Annotated in this window: 21 protein-coding genes and 1 riboswitch; of the genes, 5 read left to right on the forward strand and 16 right to left on the reverse strand. The window is 33.5% G+C overall.

Going from position 1 to position 20007, the window contains the following annotated elements; genetic code table 11:
• Window positions 1-117 precede the first annotated feature (117 nt).
• Entirely contained in the window at window positions 118-1386 is a 1269-nt protein-coding gene (locus RTW14_RS16015) for an argininosuccinate synthase (protein WP_312653275.1), read from the forward strand.
• A 42-nt stretch (window positions 1387-1428) separates the two neighbouring features.
• On the opposite strand, the gene RTW14_RS16020 is transcribed toward RTW14_RS16015, so the two are convergent.
• Window positions 1429-2157, reverse strand: a complete 729-nt coding sequence (locus RTW14_RS16020; RefSeq protein WP_312653276.1) for a Fic family protein — start codon at window positions 2155-2157, stop codon at window positions 1429-1431.
• Between the two features lie 105 nt (window positions 2158-2262).
• Between RTW14_RS16020 and RTW14_RS16025 the strand changes: the two genes are divergently transcribed.
• From RTW14_RS16025 to RTW14_RS16035, 3 genes are read left to right on the forward strand one after another with little or no spacing between them, the layout of a single operon-like run.
• Window positions 2263-2961, forward strand: coding sequence for an MgtC/SapB family protein (locus RTW14_RS16025; RefSeq protein ID WP_312653277.1), 699 nt, complete (start codon window positions 2263-2265; stop codon window positions 2959-2961).
• Window positions 2962-2982: 21 nt separating this feature from the next.
• Complete coding sequence (locus RTW14_RS16030) at window positions 2983-3585, forward strand: hypothetical protein (RefSeq protein ID WP_312653278.1); 603 nt, start codon at window positions 2983-2985, stop codon at window positions 3583-3585.
• Window positions 3582-4142 carry a metallophosphoesterase family protein gene (locus RTW14_RS16035; RefSeq protein WP_312653279.1) on the forward strand — a complete coding sequence of 187 codons (561 nt, stop codon included), beginning with the start codon at window positions 3582-3584 and terminating at the stop codon, window positions 4140-4142. The genes RTW14_RS16030 and RTW14_RS16035 overlap by 4 nt, the downstream gene beginning before the upstream one ends.
• 14 nt (window positions 4143-4156) lie before the next feature.
• Here the strand turns inward: RTW14_RS16035 and RTW14_RS16040 are convergent, their stop codons facing one another.
• The 3 genes from RTW14_RS16040 to RTW14_RS16050 all read right to left on the reverse strand — a co-directional run bounded on the left by RTW14_RS16040 (window position 4157) and on the right by RTW14_RS16050 (window position 8928).
• Window positions 4157-5251 carry an HD domain-containing phosphohydrolase gene (locus RTW14_RS16040; protein ID WP_312653280.1) on the reverse strand — a complete coding sequence of 365 codons (1095 nt, stop codon included), beginning with the start codon at window positions 5249-5251 and terminating at the stop codon, window positions 4157-4159.
• 46 nt (window positions 5252-5297) lie between these two features.
• Window positions 5298-8120, reverse strand: coding sequence for a hybrid sensor histidine kinase/response regulator (locus RTW14_RS16045; protein WP_312653281.1), 2823 nt, complete (start codon window positions 8118-8120; stop codon window positions 5298-5300).
• 178 nt (window positions 8121-8298) lie between these two features.
• Window positions 8299-8928, reverse strand: coding sequence for a superoxide dismutase (locus RTW14_RS16050; protein ID WP_312653283.1), 630 nt, complete (start codon window positions 8926-8928; stop codon window positions 8299-8301).
• A 290-nt stretch (window positions 8929-9218) separates the two neighbouring features.
• On the opposite strand from RTW14_RS16050, the gene RTW14_RS16055 reads away from it, so the two are divergent.
• Complete coding sequence (locus RTW14_RS16055) at window positions 9219-9842, forward strand: DUF4878 domain-containing protein (protein WP_312653285.1); 624 nt, start codon at window positions 9219-9221, stop codon at window positions 9840-9842.
• 81 nt (window positions 9843-9923) lie between these two features.
• Here RTW14_RS16055 and RTW14_RS16060 read toward each other — a convergent pair whose 3' ends face one another.
• From RTW14_RS16060 to RTW14_RS16115, 12 genes are all read right to left on the reverse strand, one after another.
• Window positions 9924-10076: a hypothetical protein gene (locus RTW14_RS16060; RefSeq protein ID WP_312653287.1), complete on the reverse strand. Its 153-nt coding sequence runs from the start codon at window positions 10074-10076 to the stop codon at window positions 9924-9926.
• 129 nt (window positions 10077-10205) lie between these two features.
• Complete coding sequence (locus RTW14_RS16065; protein WP_312653288.1) at window positions 10206-11315, reverse strand: TadE/TadG family type IV pilus assembly protein; 1110 nt, start codon at window positions 11313-11315, stop codon at window positions 10206-10208.
• Window positions 11312-12352, reverse strand: coding sequence for a hypothetical protein (locus tag RTW14_RS16070; protein ID WP_312653289.1), 1041 nt, complete (start codon window positions 12350-12352; stop codon window positions 11312-11314). The genes RTW14_RS16065 and RTW14_RS16070 overlap by 4 nt, the downstream gene beginning before the upstream one ends.
• A gap of 28 nt (window positions 12353-12380) precedes the next feature.
• On the reverse strand, window positions 12381-12707 hold the full coding sequence (locus tag RTW14_RS16075) for a DUF192 domain-containing protein (protein ID WP_312653290.1): 327 nt from the start codon (window positions 12705-12707) through the stop codon (window positions 12381-12383).
• Between the two features lie 8 nt (window positions 12708-12715).
• Window positions 12716-13660, reverse strand: coding sequence for a type II secretion system F family protein (locus tag RTW14_RS16080; RefSeq protein WP_312653291.1), 945 nt, complete (start codon window positions 13658-13660; stop codon window positions 12716-12718).
• Between the two features lie 10 nt (window positions 13661-13670).
• Window positions 13671-14618 carry a type II secretion system F family protein gene (locus RTW14_RS16085; protein WP_312653293.1) on the reverse strand — a complete coding sequence of 316 codons (948 nt, stop codon included), beginning with the start codon at window positions 14616-14618 and terminating at the stop codon, window positions 13671-13673.
• 9 nt (window positions 14619-14627) lie between these two features.
• Window positions 14628-15989, reverse strand: a complete 1362-nt coding sequence (locus tag RTW14_RS16090; RefSeq protein ID WP_312653295.1) for a CpaF family protein — start codon at window positions 15987-15989, stop codon at window positions 14628-14630.
• A 14-nt stretch (window positions 15990-16003) separates the two neighbouring features.
• Entirely contained in the window at window positions 16004-17242 is a 1239-nt protein-coding gene (locus RTW14_RS16095; protein ID WP_312653297.1) for an AAA family ATPase, read from the reverse strand.
• Window positions 17243-17271: 29 nt separating this feature from the next.
• Window positions 17272-17949 carry a Flp pilus assembly protein CpaB gene (gene cpaB / locus RTW14_RS16100; protein ID WP_312653299.1) on the reverse strand — a complete coding sequence of 226 codons (678 nt, stop codon included), beginning with the start codon at window positions 17947-17949 and terminating at the stop codon, window positions 17272-17274.
• A gap of 29 nt (window positions 17950-17978) precedes the next feature.
• Window positions 17979-18362 (reverse strand): TadE family protein, encoded by a 384-nt coding sequence (locus tag RTW14_RS16105; RefSeq protein WP_312653301.1) that lies wholly within the window; start codon window positions 18360-18362, stop codon window positions 17979-17981.
• Between the two features lie 137 nt (window positions 18363-18499).
• Window positions 18500-18661 (reverse strand): Flp family type IVb pilin, encoded by a 162-nt coding sequence (locus tag RTW14_RS16110; protein WP_312653303.1) that lies wholly within the window; start codon window positions 18659-18661, stop codon window positions 18500-18502.
• A gap of 143 nt (window positions 18662-18804) precedes the next feature.
• Window positions 18805-19479 (reverse strand): A24 family peptidase, encoded by a 675-nt coding sequence (locus RTW14_RS16115; RefSeq protein ID WP_312653304.1) that lies wholly within the window; start codon window positions 19477-19479, stop codon window positions 18805-18807.
• A 133-nt stretch (window positions 19480-19612) separates the two neighbouring features.
• Window positions 19613-19700: riboswitch (cyclic di-GMP riboswitch) on the reverse strand.
• Window positions 19701-20007: the final 307 nt, after the last annotated feature.

Raw genomic sequence — 20007 nt, forward strand, 5'->3', positions numbered from 1 at the left:
ATAATTTTTTTGTATATTTATAGAATTTGCCCTTGATTTTTGTGTATAATCGTTGTATAATTTTTTCAATTAGTGAATAATTAATATATTTTATGTATAAATTTTAGGAGGCACAAAATGGCAAAGGAAAAAATAGTATTAGCATACTCTGGTGGATTAGACACCTCAATTATCTTAACTTGGTTAAAGGAAAACTATGATTGTGATATTATCGCAGTCTGCTGCAATGCAGGTCAACGAGAAGACTATGATGCAATTGAGAAGAAGGCATATGCAACAGGTGCTTCAAAGTCTTACATATTGGACATACAAGAAGAATTTGTTACTGATTATATATGGCCTACTTTAAAAGCTGGAGCGATATACGAAAATGACTACCTGCTTGGAACCTCTATGGCGAGACCTTTAATGGCTAAAAAGCTTGTAGAAATTGCAGAAGCTGAAGGCTCTTTCATTATCGCACACGGATGTACAGGCAAAGGTAATGATCAAGTTCGTTTTGAAACTACCATAAAGGCTTTAAATCCTGCAATTAAAATTATTGCGCCTTGGAGAACCTGGGACTTTCAATCAAGAGAAGATTTAATAGAATATGCAAAAGCACATCATATTCCGATTGCACAGACAACAGAAAAAATTTACTCAAGAGATGAGAACATTTGGCATATCAGCCATGAAGGTGGGAACCTTGAAAATCCTTGGAATGAACACAAGGATGATATTCATGTATTAAGTGTTCCTGTTGAGCAGGCTCCTGACGAACCTACTTTTGTAGAAGTAGACTTTGAACAAGGTATTCCTGTAGCCGTAAATGGTGAAAATATGTGTGCCGTAAAAATTCTTGAGACCTTAAATAAGCTCGGGAGCGCTAATGGCGTAGGTACTATAGATATTATAGAAAATCGTCTTGTAGGCATGAAATCCAGAGGTGTTTATGAAACTCCAGGTGGCACTATTCTTTATAAGGCACATTCCACTTTGGAAAAGCTTATTCTAGACAGAGATACTATGCAATATAAGAACATTGTAGCACAAAAATATGCACAGCTAGTATATGATGGTTTATGGTTTACGCCGGTTAGAGAAGCTATCGCTGCTTTTGTGGATTCAACTCAAAAGGAGGTAACCGGAACAGTTAAAATAAAGCTTTATAAGGGAAGTGCTATTCCTGTAGCCTCAAAGTCCCCATACTCTCTTTATAGCGAAGAGTTTGCAACATTCAGCAAAGATGAAGTTTATGATCAAAGTGATGCCGAAGGGTTTATCAACTTATTTTCTCTTCCTCTTAAAATCAGAGCAATTCAGAAGCAGCAGCAGACAGGTGATATTAAAGGCTGTGATTCTTTAGAAAAGAAAATCCTTAAGGGTGGAGATTTCATCCGCTAGTGCAAAAAAAGAACTGATTCCCAATAATCAGTTCTTTTTTATTTACTCATCCTCTGTTGTAATTTGCAGCAGAACATCAAGTTTATTAAAAATACTACGTTCAACAACTTTATAAAAAGGTTCTATATTTTTATTTTTTAAATAATCTAAGACTAAAGTATTATACTCAGATTCACTTAGGCGAAGTTCAAATATAGGGTATCCTTCTCTCATTAGACAATAATACATAACCATTCTGGCTGTAACTTCAGAATTATATTCAAATGGATAAATCTCTATTAACTTATTATGTAAATATGCAGCTTTTAAAATCGTATTTCCTTCCAATTGTTCGTCTGCATTGTATGTCCACTTAATGAGTTCTTCCATCTTTTCTCTAATTTCCTGCCAATGAGGTGGATTATAATCAAGCGTATATAATATAGGATTACTTCTACGCCAGATAGGGCCTTCTGCGCCTATGCTTACATCATGGATATCTTCAATGATCTTTAAACTGACATCACTTTCCATCTCAATAAGATTTTCCATAAAGGATAATGTTTCAATATAATTTTCAATTGCTAGATGATCATTTACTGTTGCTTCACCAACAAACTCTCCATCTAAAATTTGGTTGACTTGATCCTTACTTACAATACTTCCATCTAAGTGAAGTGTAGTATATATAAGTTCACAAAATTCCATTTTTTTAATTTGCTTTCTCATTTCTATGCTATACGGTTTTCTGTTATCTAGAATCGTTTTCTTATTTAAAATTTCTTGATACATATATAGACCTCCGCATATTAAATACTTTCTTTTGTATATATTAACACATTATGATACAATTACATATACTTAAATATTACATATCAATAAAAAGGAGTTACTATTATGCATGCATTTCAATTGCCAAACTATCTTTATGATGTAAATATAATTTCTGTTACCATTCGACTGCTGCTTGCAGTTTTATTTGGAGGTGTAATTGGTCTGGAAAGAGGAGCAAATAATCATCCTGCTGGATTTAGAACCCATATTCTTGTTTGTGTAGGCGCTACACTTGCCATGCTCACCGATCAGTATATCTGCCAATACTTAGCCACAAATGCAGATCCTGCCAGATTAGGCGCGCAGGTTATCACAGGCGTTGGTTTTCTTGGCGTCGGAACCATTTTTGTTACAGGAAAACATAAAATAAAAGGGCTTACCACTGCTGCCGGCCTTTGGGCTTCTGCATGCCTAGGTCTTGCCCTTGGTATAGGCTTTTATTCTGGCGCAGTTATTGCTGGCATACTTATTTTTATAAGTCTTGCGCTTCTCCCTAAAGTAGAAAATTATTTTTACCATAATACACGAATGATCAATTTATATGTAGAAATGGATTCTCTGCATAATTATAGAGACTTTGTATCCAAAATAAAAAATATGGGCATAACCGTTCTAGAAACTCATGTCAGCAGTTCTGGACCGGTTGCCACAAGTGGCATGGCATTCCACATTTCCATTAAGCTGCCTAAGTCACTTAGATTTGATGAAATCCGTGACATGCTATATGACTTTGAAGGCATGGTTTTATTAGAAGAAATATAAACGATAAGGTGAGGTGAAACTTTGAAACTGACTGATGCTAAATTAAAAAGCTTAATTGCTTTTATTTTAAAAAACAAAAAAGACTTAATTACTTTAACCGATTATTTTGAATACCAAGATATCGAAAATGGTATTTTAAAAATACCAGATTATTTTATTAATGTTGCCATAAAAGACAAAATTGTAAGTATTGAACAAATCCACAACTATTTAAAAGACTATACTGTTCTATTCCAAAGTGGATGCATTATGTTAGACCTAAGACTTCATTTAAAACAACTAGGGCCAATCTCTGCTAAATACATGCTATCAATAAAAGATTTTAGATTTTCAGATGATTTCACACGTATTTATGCTACGTTTCAAGAAGATGTTTCTTCTTTAGGCAATATCATGCAGTCTATGGCATTTAAGGCTGCCATTTCAGGAAGCACCGCACTTCAAAAGGCAGTGAAGCTAACAAATTGTGATTTTATTCTTATCGATGACCATAACATAATGATTGAATTAGGTAAATTTGATATCATCAAAAAAGTATCTGAATTCTTTGAGATAAATTATATTGATAGTACAGACGGCTGCCTGAAATTTAATTTTTACTACTCAGGAGGAGAAAAAGATTGAGATTATTTGTAATAAGTGATACACACGGAAAATTAGATAAAGTTTATGAAGTATATGAAACACTAACTTCTGTTGATGCCATTATCCATTTAGGAGATTATGTGAAAGATGCTGAAGAACTACAAAATGAACTTGGTGTAGATGTCATTTCTGTAAAAGGCAACATGGATGGGTCCTATAGCGATAGGGACTTTAAAATATTAACTACAGAGTGCGGGAAATTTTATTTAGCTCATGGTCATATGGAAAATGTAAAAATGAAATATCAAAATATTTTTTACAGAGCCGAAGAACAAGGTTGTATGGCTGCTCTTTTTGGTCACACACATAGACCAGTTTTTGAAGATTATAATGGAATCTATTTAATAAATCCTGGCAGTTTAAGTCATCCTTCAGACGGGACGCAAGGTTCATACGCAATTATAGACACCTGTCCAAATGGAATTACTGGCTCCATAGTTTATTATTCAAAAGCTAAAAAAAATACCACCTCAAAACCTACTAAAGTTCAAGGTGGATACATACGCAGTCTTTTAAATTATAGCGATAGATTTTAATTCTATTGCTATATTTATATTGATGTATCATTTTTCAATATTTCTTCAATACTTTGCCGTAATTCTATAAAAACCTTTGCGATTTCCGGATCAAAATGACTTCCACTAGATTCTTGTATAATTCTAAACGCTTCTTCACTATCCATTGCTTCTTTATAACATCTTTTAGACACTAAAGCATCAAATACGTCGGCTACAGCCATAATTCTTGCACTTAAAGGGATTTTTTCTTCCTTTAAACCGTGCGGATATCCATTTCCATTCCATTTTTCATGATGATAAGTAGCAATATCAAAAGCAATATCAATAAATTCCTTTTTCTCAATCTTTCCCATTGTGGAACTTATAACATTCCCTCCCTGTTCAGCATGCTGCTTCATAATGTCAAACTCTGCTTCTGTAAGTCCACCTGGTTTTTTCAAAATTATATCAGATATACATATTTTTCCAATGTCATGCATAGGGGCCGCCTTACAAAGATTTTCAATATATTCATCGCTTAATATGTCATTAAATTTGCCATCGCTTCTTAAAGCCCTAGCTATTAATTCCACATATTGGCTTGTCCGTTTTATATGCCCGCCCGTACTGTCATCACGGCCTTCAATAAGATTTGCCATACTTATTATAACCTCTTGCTGAATGGCCATCAGTTCTTGTTGTTTACGCGCCAATTCTTCAGTCTGCTGAAGAATTTTCTGGGATTGGTTTTTTACAGCCTCTTCTAAATTCTTTCTGTATGTTTGTAATTCTAACGTTCTGTTAATTCTATTTTTTATAACTTCTGGAACAAAAGGTTTAGGAATAAAATCTACCGCTCCCATCTTGAAACATTTTGCTTCAATTTGTGGTTCCACATTCGCTGTTAAAAAAATTACAGGTATATCTTTCCATTCTTCACGTAGTTTTAGTTCCTCCATTACTTCAAATCCACTCATTTCAGGCATACTAATATCCAATAAAATCAAATCCGGTATTGCCTGAGTCAAAAATTGTAATGCTTTCTTTCCCGATAATGCTGCTCCGACTCTATATTCATTTTCTAAAATAGTCTGAGCAATTTTTATATTTGACCTATTATCATCTACGATTAAAATCATTTGCTGCATATGCCATCCTCCAGAACCAAATTACAAGTGTACATACTTATCAAAATTATATCTGCTGAAGCAAAATACTTATCACCTTTTTTGCTTCCTTATACTCAAAGTCCTCTAAATTTTCACAAATATCAGCCATATATGGATTTAGCTGTTCCCCTTTGTAAGTATAGTTAAAAAGTTTATCTATGATTTTTTGTGCCTCTATAATTTCAAAATTACTAATCTTCTCATCCAGTTCCAGCAATATCTTTTTTAGGAACTCTTTCTCTACTTCCTTTTTAGGCATATTTTGTTTTGAATTTTCTTGGTTTTCATTACAATTTTGGTTTTTGTCGACTTTATCTAAATATTTAGCAATGTCAGAAATCACCTTGTCATATAAATATAACATTTGTTCATGGTTATGTAAAATATAGGCCGTATCCATAGACTGTCCTGCAGATTCTAAAAGTCTTGCTTTTTCAGACAGTACCTCAGCCCCAATTCCTAAAGATGTACTCTTTAATGCATGAACCAATATTGTATACAGTTCCCAATCCTGGGCATTATAAGCTGCTTGAATTTTATCCATTGACTCTTGTCCAATATTTATATATATTTCTAAAAGAACTTGATAATTTTCTACGTCATCACCTGAATAAGACATGCCCCTTTTAACATTTATATAGTCACCCAGCTGCTTGTTTAGGGTTTCATTATTAGTTTCTTTATTATTTGCTTCTAATTCAGCAGTTTTATGGACTAATTCAGATGGTAAGTATTTAATTAACATCCGTTCTAATTTATTTCCTTCAATAGGTTTAGAAATATAATCAGTAAAGCCATAATCCAGGTACATATTCTTTGCATTTGAAATAGCATTAGCCGTTAATGCTATTACTGGCGAAGACTTACACATATTATCCTTTAAGGATTTCATTTGTTCAAAAGTTTCCACTCCATCCATCTCAGGCATCATATGATCCATGAATATAATATGATAAACATTTTGCGTTATCTTGTCTAAGCATTCTTTTCCACTAGTTACTGTATCAATTTTTAGTTCAGTATTCTTTAAAAGCCCGGTAACTACAGCAAGGTTCATCACATTATCATCAACAATCAGTATTTTACCCTCTGGAGCAATAAAACTTTCCTTATAATATTTTCTCTGTTCAATACTCTTTTCATATTTTTCTTGAAAATCACCAATTGCCTCAGAACCTACAATTTTCTGTGGAATCTTAGCGGTAAATATTGATCCTTTTCCATAAACACTTTTAACACTTAGTTGACCATTCATTATATCTAAAAGGCTCTTTGTGATATTTAATCCTAAACCGGTACCTTCAATGCTGCGATTCTTTTCTGTATCTAAGCGCGTAAAAGAAATAAATAATAGATTAATATCTTCCTCTTTAATTCCTATACCAGTGTCTTCTACTTTAATAATCAATTCTATATTTTCACTATCTATTTTGTTCCAATTAATATGCAATGTAACAGTACCCTGCTGAGTATATTTAACAGCATTGGTCAATAGATTTGCAATAATCTGGGTAATTCTTCTTTCATCTCCCCATAGCCTATGTGGAATGTCTTGTGCAATATCTAATTTCAAAGAAAGATTTTTCTCTTCAACTTTGTGAGAGATCATATTTACTAAGTCACTAAGCATGGAACTTAATTCATATTCTATTGGTGCGATTTGTATTTTACCTAACTCAATCTTTGAAAAATCTAAAATATCATTTATCAAGGAAATTAGCATCTTTCCTGCATTTTGTATATTCATTGCGTACTTAGTAATGTTCTCATTTGCTGTTTCCCTTAAAATCAGTTCATCCATTCCTAACATGGCATTTATAGGCGTTCGAATTTCATGTGACATGTTCGCAAGAAAATCTGATTTAGCCTGAGATGCAGATTCGGCCATACTTACTGGTTTAAGCAGAGCTTTTACAACTACGGATATACTAATTATACTTATAATGAAACACAATAAAGTCATTATTAATGTATATTCAATTAATAAATTTTTGACATCCTTTGCCCATACACTTTCTGCGATAGCAATTCCCACATACCAACCACAGCATTCTACATTACTTACAAAAAATGCCCTGTTTTGTCCATCATAGTCACTAATCCAGAGTAATTCTTTTAAATTCGATTTATTTTCTATTTTCTTTGTTAATGCTGCATAGGGATTTCCTTTTAAATCCTGTAATGCAACAGGAGCATCATCAACATATCCGTACTCTTTATTTGGATGTACTACCAATCCATTATCACTATCCAGTAAAAAACCATAACTATCATTAGGAACATTCATAGCATTAATTGTTTCAATCATTTGGTCTACAAAAATATCAATTGCAAGTACCCCAACAAGTTTTCCATCAATAACCACTTCCCTTGAAATAGTTATTATTTGCCTTCCTGTATCCGTATCATTATATGCTGTTTGTATAGCTAACTTATGCGTTGAAGTTGGAACTGTATACCATTTTCTTTGAGTATAATCCATACTGCCATCAGGCACAAAGTCTGTAGCACATACCATATAACTATCTGGATATTGAAAAAATAAATCATAAACGGAGTTATCTAAATTTGAATTTTTTAAAAGCCGATTAAAATATGTATGTAAATATTCTCTATCTAAATTTTTTACTAAAACCATGGATTCAGCTACTGTATTCAAGAATACAGCCTTTTCCCATATCCAGTTATTAATTTGATTCGCATAATCAGAAGCTAAAATGACTGCATTTTCCGTACTTTTTTCTTTTAATTCACTAGACGCAGCAGAATACCCTACTATTGAAGTCACAGTTATGCAGATAAAACAAATTGAACATACGATGATTATAAACTTCTTTTGTACACTCATATTGAACCTCTTTATACCTTCTCGTCATTAGTGAAATTTCAGCCTGCCATATTATTTTTTATTATACCATTAACTTACATTTAGTACTATATTTTCTTTTTTAAATACGTATTTTTTTAATTGCTTACCTAAATAAAAGCACCCATCAACGTTTGGTATTGATAGGTGCTTTTATAAGTTATCTTGCTAAGCATTTTAAATAATTCTCAGATATTCTATTCCAATTTATTACATTAAACCAATCATCAACATAATCAGCTCTTTTATTATAATGCTTTAAATAATAAGCATGTTCCCATACATCTATATTTAAAAGCGGGCATAAATATTGTGTAAAAGGAGTATCTTGATTTGCTGTAGTCATAATCTCTAAGCCTTTATTCTTATTCATAACCAGCCATGCATACCCAGACCCAAATACAGATAAAGCCGCATTTTTAAATTGGCTTTTAAACGCTTCATAACTTCCAAATTTTTTGTTTATTGCTAATGCCAAATGTGCTGTTGGCTCTTTATCACTCAGATTATCAAACTGACAAAAATAAAATTCATGGTTAAAAACGCCCCCTGCATTATTTTTTATAGGTACTTGTATTTCTTTTGGAAACATACCTATGTTACATATTAATTGACCTAATGTTAAATCCTGCAGTTCAGGATAATCTTTTAGAATATTATTTAAATTGTCAATATATGTTTGTAAATGCCTATCATGATGCAGTTCCATGGTCTTTGCATCAATATAAGGTTCCATCGCGTCATATGGATAAGGTAAGGGTATGTTTTCAAACTTGTAATGCTGATTCATTATTCCACCTCGCATTCCTTGTTTTTATTGATTAAGCAACTGCTAGTTGCACCTCTTAAATCTTATTATTTGTTTAAGATATTTATAACTTAAATTCTTTTAATATAATATTCACTATTATTGTTATTTTCCTTTTATTTCTATCATATTTCCAAATTATTACTTTACATATTTTACCTCATATATTATTATAAAGTAGTATAATTTTACAATATTATTCAAATATGGGAATCTATTTATTTTCTATATTCAGGATAATTTGTAATAGTGTGTTATTTTAGGAGGAAATCATGAAAAAAAAATTATCTTTATTACTCGTATTAGTACTTTGTTTTACACTTTTTTCTTGTGTAAAGCAGCCAACACCAACAGATGTTGCTAACTCGTATTTATCAGCCATAAAATCCAATGATACAGAACAATTGACTAAATTATATGCGGGAGATATTTCTACCGTAAGTTTTCAAGCTGCCTGCGATGATATGTCTGATTCATTTAGTAAAGAATTGGCAAAAAACGTAACTACTAAATTTACATCATTCGAATACAAAATTTCAAATGAAATTATTAAGGATGATAAAGCTACCGTTGATGTTACCATAAAAACATACAATCTAGGAGACGCCTTTAAATCTGCAATTAGCGAATATATTACAGAAGGCATATCTCTAGCTATTTCTGGTACTTCCGAAGAAGAAATAAATAAATTGCTGGAAGATAAATTAAGCAAAAAAATTAGTGAGGCTACTTTTGATTATGAAAGTACTGTTCCATTAAGTTTAACAAAAACTAAAGACGGATGGATTATAGATGAATATAGCGATGATTCAGAATTCTTAAACGCACTAACTGGTGGAATTATAGATACTTCAAAAGATATGGCAGAGTCTTTTGGCGATAGCGAAACAGAATAACTGATATGTAAAAGCCGCTCTTAGTTTAATTGCTTTAGAGCGGCTTTACATTATTCTTAATTAAATAACAATAAAAAGGAATTAAAATGTTCTTTGATCTTTGTCATCATCCATTTTTTCTTTCATTTCGTGAACTTTCTCTTCAGTTTTATCTAAAATATCTTCTCCCATTTCTTTAAGAGATTCTGAAGTAACTTTTCCTAAATCTTTTATTTTCACGTCACCTAAATTCATATTTATCACCTCTGTTATATTATGGGCAACTTTAAGCAAAATATGTACAGTCTGCAAATTACTTTTCAAGAATTTAAAAGTTCTAGCAAGTGACACTGGGAATTATTTCAAATACATAACTTAGGAGTATTACTCCACCAGTCTGGTTATTGTGAGTGGTACACTTTGCCCAACCTGCGCGTTATATGACAGGTTGATACCACCATTGCAGGTAACCAAGTCTCCAACAACACAACCATAAAAAACTCCACTACTTCCATTTAATCTTATGGTTCCACTTGGTGCATAAAGAATACCATTAACATTACCATTACCGCCATTAAAGGTAATGTTGCCATTTGCTGAATAAAAACACACAGAAGATGAGGCATTCATATTAACATTACTACCGTTAAACACCATATCACCCGTTGTAATAATACTTCCGGTAGTGTTAATACCGCTTCCATTTACCGCTAAGTTTCCATTAATAAGAACAGTAGGATACATGGTAAGCAAATTATTAATTTGTCCATCTGACATAGTATATTCATTGCTGCCATCTTTATAAGATGCTCCAAAAACATTGATTAAAGTACTTTGATCAATTGTAGTAGCTAAATTTATTACATCTGAAAAATCAGGCATAAAAACATAAGAAGAGCCTTCTATTTTTCCTCCGGATGCATATACCTTGGCATCAATGGTATTCACAGCAGTTACTACACCAGTTACCGTGGCTGCATTCTTAATACTATTATTTGAATGTACATTACCGTTAATTATGTTTTCACCTTTAAACTGCAGTAAGTCCATTTCACTTCCAGAAAAAAGTGTATAATTAAAAGGATCAAAAACACTACTAGCCTGTGCAGCTGCAGTCACGCTCACTGTGGTATTATCACCACTTTGAAATATTTTTGCAAAAGTATATTCAACGGGGTGTCCTGCTGAAATTCTTATTTGTTTATTTGAATTTAGAAATTCTATTTGTTGTATGTCCCCTTCAAGAAATCCGTTTTGTTCAAAATAAATAACCGCCATCTGTCTTGCTGTTGATATGTTGTCTGGTAATTCCTTTGCCCCAGCAAGACAAGCCGCATCTAACGCATTTTGAAGTGCCTGTTTTTCAAGGGCAATCCTCCCTAAATCAATTACTATGGCAGAAAAAGCCATCAACACAGCCATAGATATTGCTGCAATAATAGACACAGAACCCTGTTCTTGTGAGAATACCTTAGCAAACTTAAAGACATTCATTGGTCAGTCACCCTCTCATTTTTTTGTTCTTTAAGTTCTTCTGTCTTATTCTTTGTTTTTAGTTTCATCTCTAATATAATATTGTTAGAATTGGCCTCATCTAACTTTCGTTCTGTAATGATTTTTTCAACAGTAATATCAGACTTTTCATGAATTAAATTAATTGTTTTTGTAGTACTCTCCTGAAGTTCTTTGGTGAGGGTAGTATTTGCAAACAATAACTTTTCATTTTGTTTTTGGAGTTCTTCAACGGTTTTATTTAAATCATTGAGCATCTGCTTTTGCAATTCAATCTCTGCTCTTAAAGTAACTATTGTTTCCTCTTTTATAAGGTCTTCCGAATTAAGTGTGGACATAACTTCTGTCTGAGTCGTTAGCTGATTAGTTAATTCATTAATATGGGAAGTCAAATCTGCAAGCTCACCTTCAGACTGTAATACCTTTAAATATTTAATTTCTTCTTCCTTGTCCTCTATGTTAATCGTAAGTTCTACAACTTTATCTCGTAATTCCTTGGATTCTTGTTTCTCTGCAATAATCATTTCTTTTGCTGCTGATATTTCATGCTCAAACCTCTTCAGCTTCTCAGTCATGTCATTTGCAGAATCATTTAAATGTTTGATATCATTCTCCAGTGAGGTGTTCTTAAAATAACTTTTTTTAAGTTCTTCCTCTAACGCTGCATTTTTATTTTTCAATGCAATAATGTCATTCATTGTTAAATTAGATTCATCTAGCTGAATAGCCGCTATGGATTCTGTAAGATTTTTATATTCAGCTTCCCTTTTATTTAGCTCATGTTGTAATTTTTCATTGCTTTTATTGAGTTCCTCTTTTTCATTATATACTGTTTGCAGATTTCGGTAAAAAGTATCTGCTGTTGTTTGCTGTTGTTTACGCAAAACATTTAGATATTCTAAAACAGACTGCTTGCTATAACCACCTAATTTTGTTTTTAAATATTGATTCATATCAATTTCTTCAGTTTTTAAACGTAATGTCTCAATCATACTGATTTCATCCATTTTGACTGTCATAATAATTCACCCCTTCCTTCTCCGCTTTTCAATTTAAAACAATAGCGTCTCCCACTTTTACCCTTGAAGCTGCTCCTTCTTTAAGTTCAAGGATATGCACAGTTTTTCTAAAGTGCTTTCCGATGCTCCATGGTTTTAACGTTTCAATTCCCAACACTTCCATATTCCTAGAAATATAAATTACATCAATGGATATTCTCATAAAAAAACAATGTATTGACGGGCACCTCAAAAGAAGCAATCCTTCCCCATTTTCTAGACTTTTTTTACCCATAAGCCCTAAAAAGCGATTGATAAAATTATCTGCGATGCGAACCTTTTCTGCTAAAATATAATCATTACAATATACAATCATAGTACTCCTTATCCAAATTGTTCCATTACTTTTACAACTGCCGGACCCATTAAAATAATAAAAATCACCGGGAAGATAAAAAAAACCATAGGCAATAGTATCTTTATAGAAATTTTTTGTGCTCTTTCCTCAATCTTATTTCTTCTGTTTTGTCTCATGGCAGCAGCTTGAGCGCGAAGGACATTTTTTATAGATATCCCAAGTTCACCAGCCTGTACAATTGCTCCAACGAATGTCTTCACTTCATTGATATCACAACGCTCACCAAAAATTAAAAGAGCTTCTCTTTTTGATCTTCCCATGGACATTTCCCTATACGTTATGGTTAGTTCATCGATAAGTGGTCCCTCTAAATGCTCTGTCACATGAAAAATTGCCTGCTCAAATCCAAGACCTGCTTCCACATTAACACTGAGAAGATCTAGAAGCTCTGGTAACTGCTGTTCCATGGCTTTATATCTTTTGCTCATTCTATTTGCTAAATGAAAGCGCAACACAACATAGCCTACATAAATTCCTACCAAACCTGAAATCAAACATCGCAGAATACTTTGCTGAAAGGAGAACGAAACTGTAAAAGCAACTAGTGCAACACCTAGCGTTACAGCGATACGTATCATTTGATATTCGTGTACCTCCATTGTTAACCCAGCATGATAAACATTTTTTTTAAGTTTATCATTTTTGAAGTTTCTAAAAAAAAACCCGTGACCTGAATTTTTAATAATAGATTTTCTTATTTTGGTTATAAAAGGTTTGATGATTAATTTCATTATACGTTCTAAAAATGGCAAATTAAGCTCTTCATCATGAATATAGCTTTTTTGAAAGGTGCTATTTATACCTTGTAGGCGCCTTTGTACTGCATCAAATTGCTCACCATAAGGTCGTAAAGCTATGAACATGCAACAAAAGATAAAGATTCCCAAGAAAATAACAATAACATAAATCATATGCCCTCCCTTAATACTCAATATCTACAATTTTATTTATAATAATAAATCCAATCATCTCCATCATTACAGAAACGCCTATCATTATCTTTCCAATTGAAGCTTCGAAAAATGACTTAAAATACTCTGGGTTTAAAATCATAAGCAGCAGTATAATGAAAACTGGAAGTAATCCTATAACAATGCCTGACATTCGTCCCTGTGCAGTCAATACACGTACTTCCTGCTTAATTCGTATTCGATCCTTTATTGTATCGGAAATAATATCTAATATTTCCGATAAATTCCCTCCGACTTGCTCTGATGTCATAACTGCTGATACCAGTAAACCAAGATCATTATTTTGAACACGATCCACCATGTGATGAAGCGCATCACTTTTATTTACTCCAAAACGCATTTCCCTGAGAGTTTTTGCAAATTCAGTGGAAATAGGTGGTTGCATGTCATTTGCAATGCTTTCCATTGATTGCATAAAAGTAAATCCTGATTTGATACAATTGCTCATGACAACCAAGGATTCGCCCAACTGCTTATTAAACTCTGTTTGACGTTTTTTTCGTGCTTTTTGTACGAAAAAGGGCGGGATCAAAAATCCTATAATTGCAACTCCCAATGCTGTGATTACACTTATACCAGAAAATAAAATAATCAAAATAGGTAAATAGGTCATGGTAATCCAAATATAAATAAACTCTGAGGCTCTAAGTTTAATTCCGGACATTGCCAAATAGTCACTAAATTCTTTGCTGGCAATTTTAAACTTTCTATTTTTACTCTTCCTATAATTTTTTAGATTTTCTTTAAAGTATTGATCTTGAATATCCAAAATGCCTTCTGTATTCAGGTACTTTTTTAATCTTTTGTCTACAAGTTCTTTGCCAGAAGGTTTCTTAATTAAAAGAATCACCAAGTATACGGATACACTTGCAAAAAACGTGATAAAATAAAGTATCATGATATAACCTCATTTCTTAAACCAATTATCTCTTACAAGAACTCCGTTGGACGTTAATTTTTCCAAAAATGTAGGGCGTATTCCCGTAGAAACGAAATTCCCTGTAATTTTACCTTCAGAGTCTAGCCCTTGCTGCTTGAAAACAAATAAGTCCTGAAGGGTGATGGTATCCCCTTCCATACCCACTACTTGAGTGATATTAATAACTTTACGAGTTCCGTCTTTCATCCTTGCCTGTTGAACTATTACATCTAAGGCAGAGGCCACTTGTTCTCGAATAGCCTTAATTGGTAATTCCATCCCTGACATAAGAACCATCGTTTCAAGTCTCGACATAAGATCTCTAGGATTATTTGCATGGGCTGTTGTTAAAGAGCCATCATGCCCCGTATTCATAGCCTGCAGCATGTCCAGTGTTTCACCAGATCTAACTTCACCTACCACAATACGATCCGGTCTCATACGCAATGCATTTCGCACCAATTCCCTTATTGTAATCTGACCAGCGCCCTCTAAATTTGCAGGACGACACTCCATGGTAACCACATGGTTCTGGCGAAGCTGGAGCTCTGCAGCATCCTCAATTGTAACGATTCTATCTGTATCAGGAATGTAGCCTGATAAAACATTCAGTAGTGTTGTTTTTCCACTTCCTGTTCCTCCTGAAACAATAATATTTAGCTTACCTTTTACACAGGCTTCTAGAAAAGACATCATCATTGGAGATACAGAAGATTTTTGTATTAAATCACTTACTGTTAAAGGGTTCTTGGAAAATTTTCGAATGGTTATCGTAGGTCCATTCAGTACAATGGGTGGAATCACAGCATTCACTCTGGAACCATCTGCAAGTCTTGCATCTACCATTGGACTTGTTTCATCAATACGCCTTCCCACAGAAGAGACAATACGATTTATTATATTCAACAAGTGTTGATTATCCTTAAAAACAGTGGAACTCAGTTCCAATTTTCCTCGCCGCTCAACATATACATTATAGGGACCATTCACCATAATTTCGCTGATATCAGGATCCTCCAAAAGCGGCTCTAGTGGACCAAGCCCTACAACGTTGTTATAGATTTCCTTCTGTATTCGGGAACGGTCAGCCCTTGAAATTCCACCGCTGCTTGCATCAATTAACCCTTCTATTGACTTTAATAGATATTCCTCCTGATTTCCTGTAATATCATTGCCGTTTGCTATCTCATGGTTGATCAGTTCAATAATTTCAGTATGGACTTTTTCCTTTAAGTCTGAATAATCATCCACAAATTGTGCATTATTTTTGTTAAAACTATGTATCACCTCATTAGTAGCTTCAGCCTGCTGTCTTATTTTCTGTTTTTCTAATTTTTCCAGTAGACCCATAAATATCCTTCTCTCTAAACAATTTCATTCCTTCTTTTAAATAATCGAAAAAGCTTTCGTCCTTCTCCAAAAGCTTTTATTTTTTTATTAGAGCTGAACTGAATGTCAAAGTTATCTGCACCAGAAATCAAGGCACCCGCCACAATGGACACGGACTGGCTAAGTGTACTTCCAGGTGAACTAATCACAAAAGGAACGCCCCTATTGAGTGCAGTAACTGCAACCTTGTAGTCACTGGGGATTTTAGCCCATATGGGGCATCCAATAATTTTTTGTACATCTTCAACAGTAATAGAACTCATATCTACTGCACGATTGACTATAAGCCTTACCTTATCTCTTTGCTGAAGAGAATCCATCAGTGAAAGGCTTAGTTTAGAGTTTTTTAAAATAGATATATCAAGCCCTGTAACAAAGAGAATAGTAGACGAGGACTCAATAGCAGTAATGGTTACATCAGTAAAAGAAGGTGGTGTATCAATAATTACGTAATCATAATACGTGCGCAGCACACTAAGCAGACTTTGTACCTTTTCAGCAGATACTAACTCAGCATATTCGGGGCTTTTAGGCGCGCACAATACATGGACACCGCTGGAATGCACTGTCATATAACTTCTAACGGAATCAATGTTCGGTGTAAATACCTGCTGGACAAATTCAGATATAGTATCCGAAGGTTCTATATCAAGAAATATATGAATATCTCCAAACTGCAAATCCAAATCGATTAGTGCAACTTTCTTACCCTTTTCTGCCAGTTTCACCGCAAGGTTTGTAGCAATTGTGGTTTTCCCTAAACCTCCCTTAGCGCCAAACACCGTTACAACCCTTGACATCCATGCAATATTTTGCTTTTCATTCAATGAGTTGATACGTATTGATTCGTTGTGGTATACCGACTTTATATACTCAGCAAATTCTTTTGGGGAAGTAGGAAATTCTATAACGTTATGAGCTCCAACTTTAATTGATTTTTGCAAAATATCCACATCCATGTATTCAACAAGGAGGATAACATGTGTTCTTGGTCTATTCAAAATGATACGCTCGGTTAGGCTTAATACATCCGTATCTCCGGCGCCAAGAAACATGATTACCATATCTGGAGATACATTTTCAATTTTATTCAAAGCTTGAGCTCCCCCTGGTGAATCACCAAGAACCACAATCTCTTCATCATCGATCATACGTTTCATTGCGTCAAGATTTTTTTCAAGTTTGCTGATAACCAGGACATTAATCTTCATCATTCTTACTCCTTTCTGTAAAATTCATAGAATTATAATTGTTTGGTTGGCAAATTAGCCATTTTATTATCCAAGGGTGACCTTAGCGTAGCACAAAGGCGACCTGTATATTCATAAAAGCTCAGTTCCATAACCTGCTCTGGTGTAACCTGAAGAGTAATGGTTGAATAAGGGTTATCCTTTTCTCCTAGGCTCTCTTTGCTTGTTAACATAGAGTCTACCGCTAGCACACTCACATCTTGAACGATGAGTTTGGTAAAAGCTGTTTCTTGCTGATTATACTGAGCAATAATATCCACATGATTCCCTGGTTTAATCATATATCCAACTCCGGAGACCCCATCAACCGCAATTGTAATAGCACGCATCCCGGGCTTTAAAATATAACTCAAGTTAGTGCCTTTTGCATCACCTGCCATTATCAGCTTAGAACTAAGTATCTGCTCTCCAGCAGTAATTTCAGATTTGGCTACTTTTCCCAATACCAAAGAAGTGTCTAAAATGGCTTTCGTCAAAATGGCTTCCTTATGTACCTGGGACAATTTAATCATATCTTTTGTAATTGGTGTATCAGTGGGAATATCCTTAGCTGCTACAAGAACACCTATCTTTTCGATTTCCTTGTGATTACTAAGGGAATTTAAAAAAACAAATAGCAAGGATGCGGTCAGCAGTGCTGCAATCAATGCTAATAATTTTACTTTTTTCAACGTTTCACCTTCCTTAATACTGTTTTTTTCTATTCTATTCTCATCGTACATTGAGAATACAAATTAATATATCCGCTTCCATCGTCTAGAAAACCAAAAAAAGGCGTAAGCAATTGTACTTTTACGGTAAGATCAATTTTTATTTCTTCTGCTTCCGGCAAGGTAATTGCTACATAAAAATCACTTGAATAATTTTCTATTATATTATCTGTTTGATTTTCAATATTGGTAATTCCATCATCTTTATAGTGGACAGCTGCATATCTAGCGGCTTCTCTGCAAGCATTGTTTGCCAAGATTTGATTAGAGAATATCCATCCAAACTCACAAATACCGCATAGAAGTAATAATAGGATAGGCAGTACCATTGCAAATTCTACCATTGCCTGCCCTTTTTCATTTTTAATATGCAACTTCTCTCACCACCTCTCAAATTGCTTTGTTTAGTTTAGCATATTATATTTTATGCTAGGAATAAATGGCAGCCCCATCCTTGGGATAAGGTCTGCCATTTCTCACAATCATAAGCTTATTTGATTTCTGGTAAAACTTAAAGGCTACCAGTAATATTAGTAAATATACCTGCCACCGCAGTTCCTAATGGAGTTAAAGTAAGAATAGCAACAATTGCAACTGCCGCAATAATCAAACCATATTCCACCATTCCTTGACCACTTTCCTCATTTTCAAACCAGTTACGTAAATTCTTCATTTTATCTCCTCCTTTTAAAAAAGCACAAATCTTATTCTTCTCTTATAGTAGATAATTACAACAATTCCTCCTTTCCTGACAAGTTATATATCTACCAATTTTTGTTTATTATTTAAATTATTTAAAAGATAAAAGTGTATCTTTTAGAAATACACGTTATCTTTGAAATTAATAATATAAATTAAAGCACAAATAGTTCCAAATATAATAAATGGAGCGAATGCAAACGTGCTGCGTACAGTCAGTTTCTTCATTGCAAGCCCTCCAAGGCAGAAAATAAGTAATGCTATACTCATACCAATTAAGGCAATGTTTATGTAAGGATATCCAAGTATCAAACCCATTGCTGTAATCAGTTTTACATCACCTGCACCTACTTGTTCAAACCCCACAATTCTTGCAACTAAGATAAACAAAACTCCAACTGCAACCATACAGAAAAATGAATAGAGGATTGATATCCATCCAAATTTTATTATTTGAAAGGGTATACCTAAACTAACTATCAAAATTACCAGCTTATTTGGTATTAGACGTATCTGCAGGTCTATTACAGAAATAAGAATAGCAACTGTAAAAATCAGCGCTACCAGAAAAGCTATAAAGGCATTTTCTAGTTTAATTCCAGCATACAGCCATAAAATTTCATTCAATATTACAATTAATCCACAATGATTTATCTCCAATCTTCGATTTAAGGTCAGAGTATGTGTCTTGTGGTTTTTTAAAATAATGTTTATATTGGATATAGCAGGTATTGCAATACCTGTTCCAATGCCTAAAATACCAAAGATTATCACTATGTAGATATTTATCATAAACCCCCCGTTAATATTGGAAACAAAATGCATAAAAAAACACGCTTCCTTTTTTGTAGTATTAAAGGCGCGTGCAACAAAAACTACCATATAAAAATAATTAATTTTACATGACATGTAGTCTTTTTAAAGTGTCTGCAACTGGCTGGCATAGTGATAAAATCACCTTAGCCCCTATAGCTTTGCGTCATCGTCTTTCGACGATTATGCCTTTAAAAACATATAATATATTCAGTTTTATACTTTGTTAATTACCGTAAACAATTAACAGATTAAATAAAGATATAAAAAAACATACCTCCTTAACGTAATTAAGAAGCAATATACTTTAATATAGTGCTTATTATACAGACAAATTTTGGTTAGTCAATAGTCCAATATTTACCAAGTAATTTTAATTTCAAATAAAAGTGACTCACTCAGACAATTTAAGACATAAAAAAAAATGCATATCAATTGATATGCATTTTCCTTTGGTGCGCGATGAGGGACTTGAACCCCCACGGTCGCCCGCTAGATCCTAAGTCT

Origin of the sequence: Aminipila sp. (assembly GCF_032051575.1) — a bacterium.
GTDB lineage: Bacteria > Bacillota > Clostridia > Peptostreptococcales > Anaerovoracaceae > Aminipila.

Bases quoted from the DNA above. Each gene is read 5' to 3' on its own strand.
- RTW14_RS16015 (WP_312653275.1), top strand. From the start codon at position 118: ATGGCAAAGGAAAAAATAGTATTAGCATACTCTGGTGGATTAGACACC.
- RTW14_RS16110 (WP_312653303.1), bottom strand. From the start codon at position 18,661: ATGAAGAATTTACGTAACTGGTTTGAAAATGAGGAAAGTGGTCAAGGA.
- RTW14_RS16090 (WP_312653295.1), bottom strand. From the start codon at position 15,989: ATGGGTCTACTGGAAAAATTAGAAAAACAGAAAATAAGACAGCAGGCT.
- RTW14_RS16075 (WP_312653290.1), bottom strand. From the start codon at position 12,707: ATGATTGTATATTGTAATGATTATATTTTAGCAGAAAAGGTTCGCATC.
- RTW14_RS16025 (WP_312653277.1), top strand. From the start codon at position 2,263: ATGCATGCATTTCAATTGCCAAACTATCTTTATGATGTAAATATAATT.
- RTW14_RS16070 (WP_312653289.1), bottom strand. From the start codon at position 12,352: ATGACAGTCAAAATGGATGAAATCAGTATGATTGAGACATTACGTTTA.
- RTW14_RS16065 (WP_312653288.1), bottom strand. From the start codon at position 11,315: ATGAATGTCTTTAAGTTTGCTAAGGTATTCTCACAAGAACAGGGTTCT.
- RTW14_RS16045 (WP_312653281.1), bottom strand. From the start codon at position 8,120: ATGAGTGTACAAAAGAAGTTTATAATCATCGTATGTTCAATTTGTTTT.
- RTW14_RS16085 (WP_312653293.1), bottom strand. From the start codon at position 14,618: ATGATACTTTATTTTATCACGTTTTTTGCAAGTGTATCCGTATACTTG.
- RTW14_RS16020 (WP_312653276.1), bottom strand. From the start codon at position 2,157: ATGTATCAAGAAATTTTAAATAAGAAAACGATTCTAGATAACAGAAAA.
- RTW14_RS16040 (WP_312653280.1), bottom strand. From the start codon at position 5,251: ATGCAGCAAATGATTTTAATCGTAGATGATAATAGGTCAAATATAAAA.
- RTW14_RS16050 (WP_312653283.1), bottom strand. From the start codon at position 8,928: ATGAATCAGCATTACAAGTTTGAAAACATACCCTTACCTTATCCATAT.
- RTW14_RS16080 (WP_312653291.1), bottom strand. From the start codon at position 13,660: ATGATTTATGTTATTGTTATTTTCTTGGGAATCTTTATCTTTTGTTGC.
- RTW14_RS16055 (WP_312653285.1), top strand. From the start codon at position 9,219: ATGAAAAAAAAATTATCTTTATTACTCGTATTAGTACTTTGTTTTACA.
- RTW14_RS16060 (WP_312653287.1), bottom strand. From the start codon at position 10,076: ATGAATTTAGGTGACGTGAAAATAAAAGATTTAGGAAAAGTTACTTCA.
- RTW14_RS16095 (WP_312653297.1), bottom strand. From the start codon at position 17,242: ATGATGAAGATTAATGTCCTGGTTATCAGCAAACTTGAAAAAAATCTT.
- RTW14_RS16115 (WP_312653304.1), bottom strand. From the start codon at position 19,479: ATGATAAATATCTACATAGTGATAATCTTTGGTATTTTAGGCATTGGA.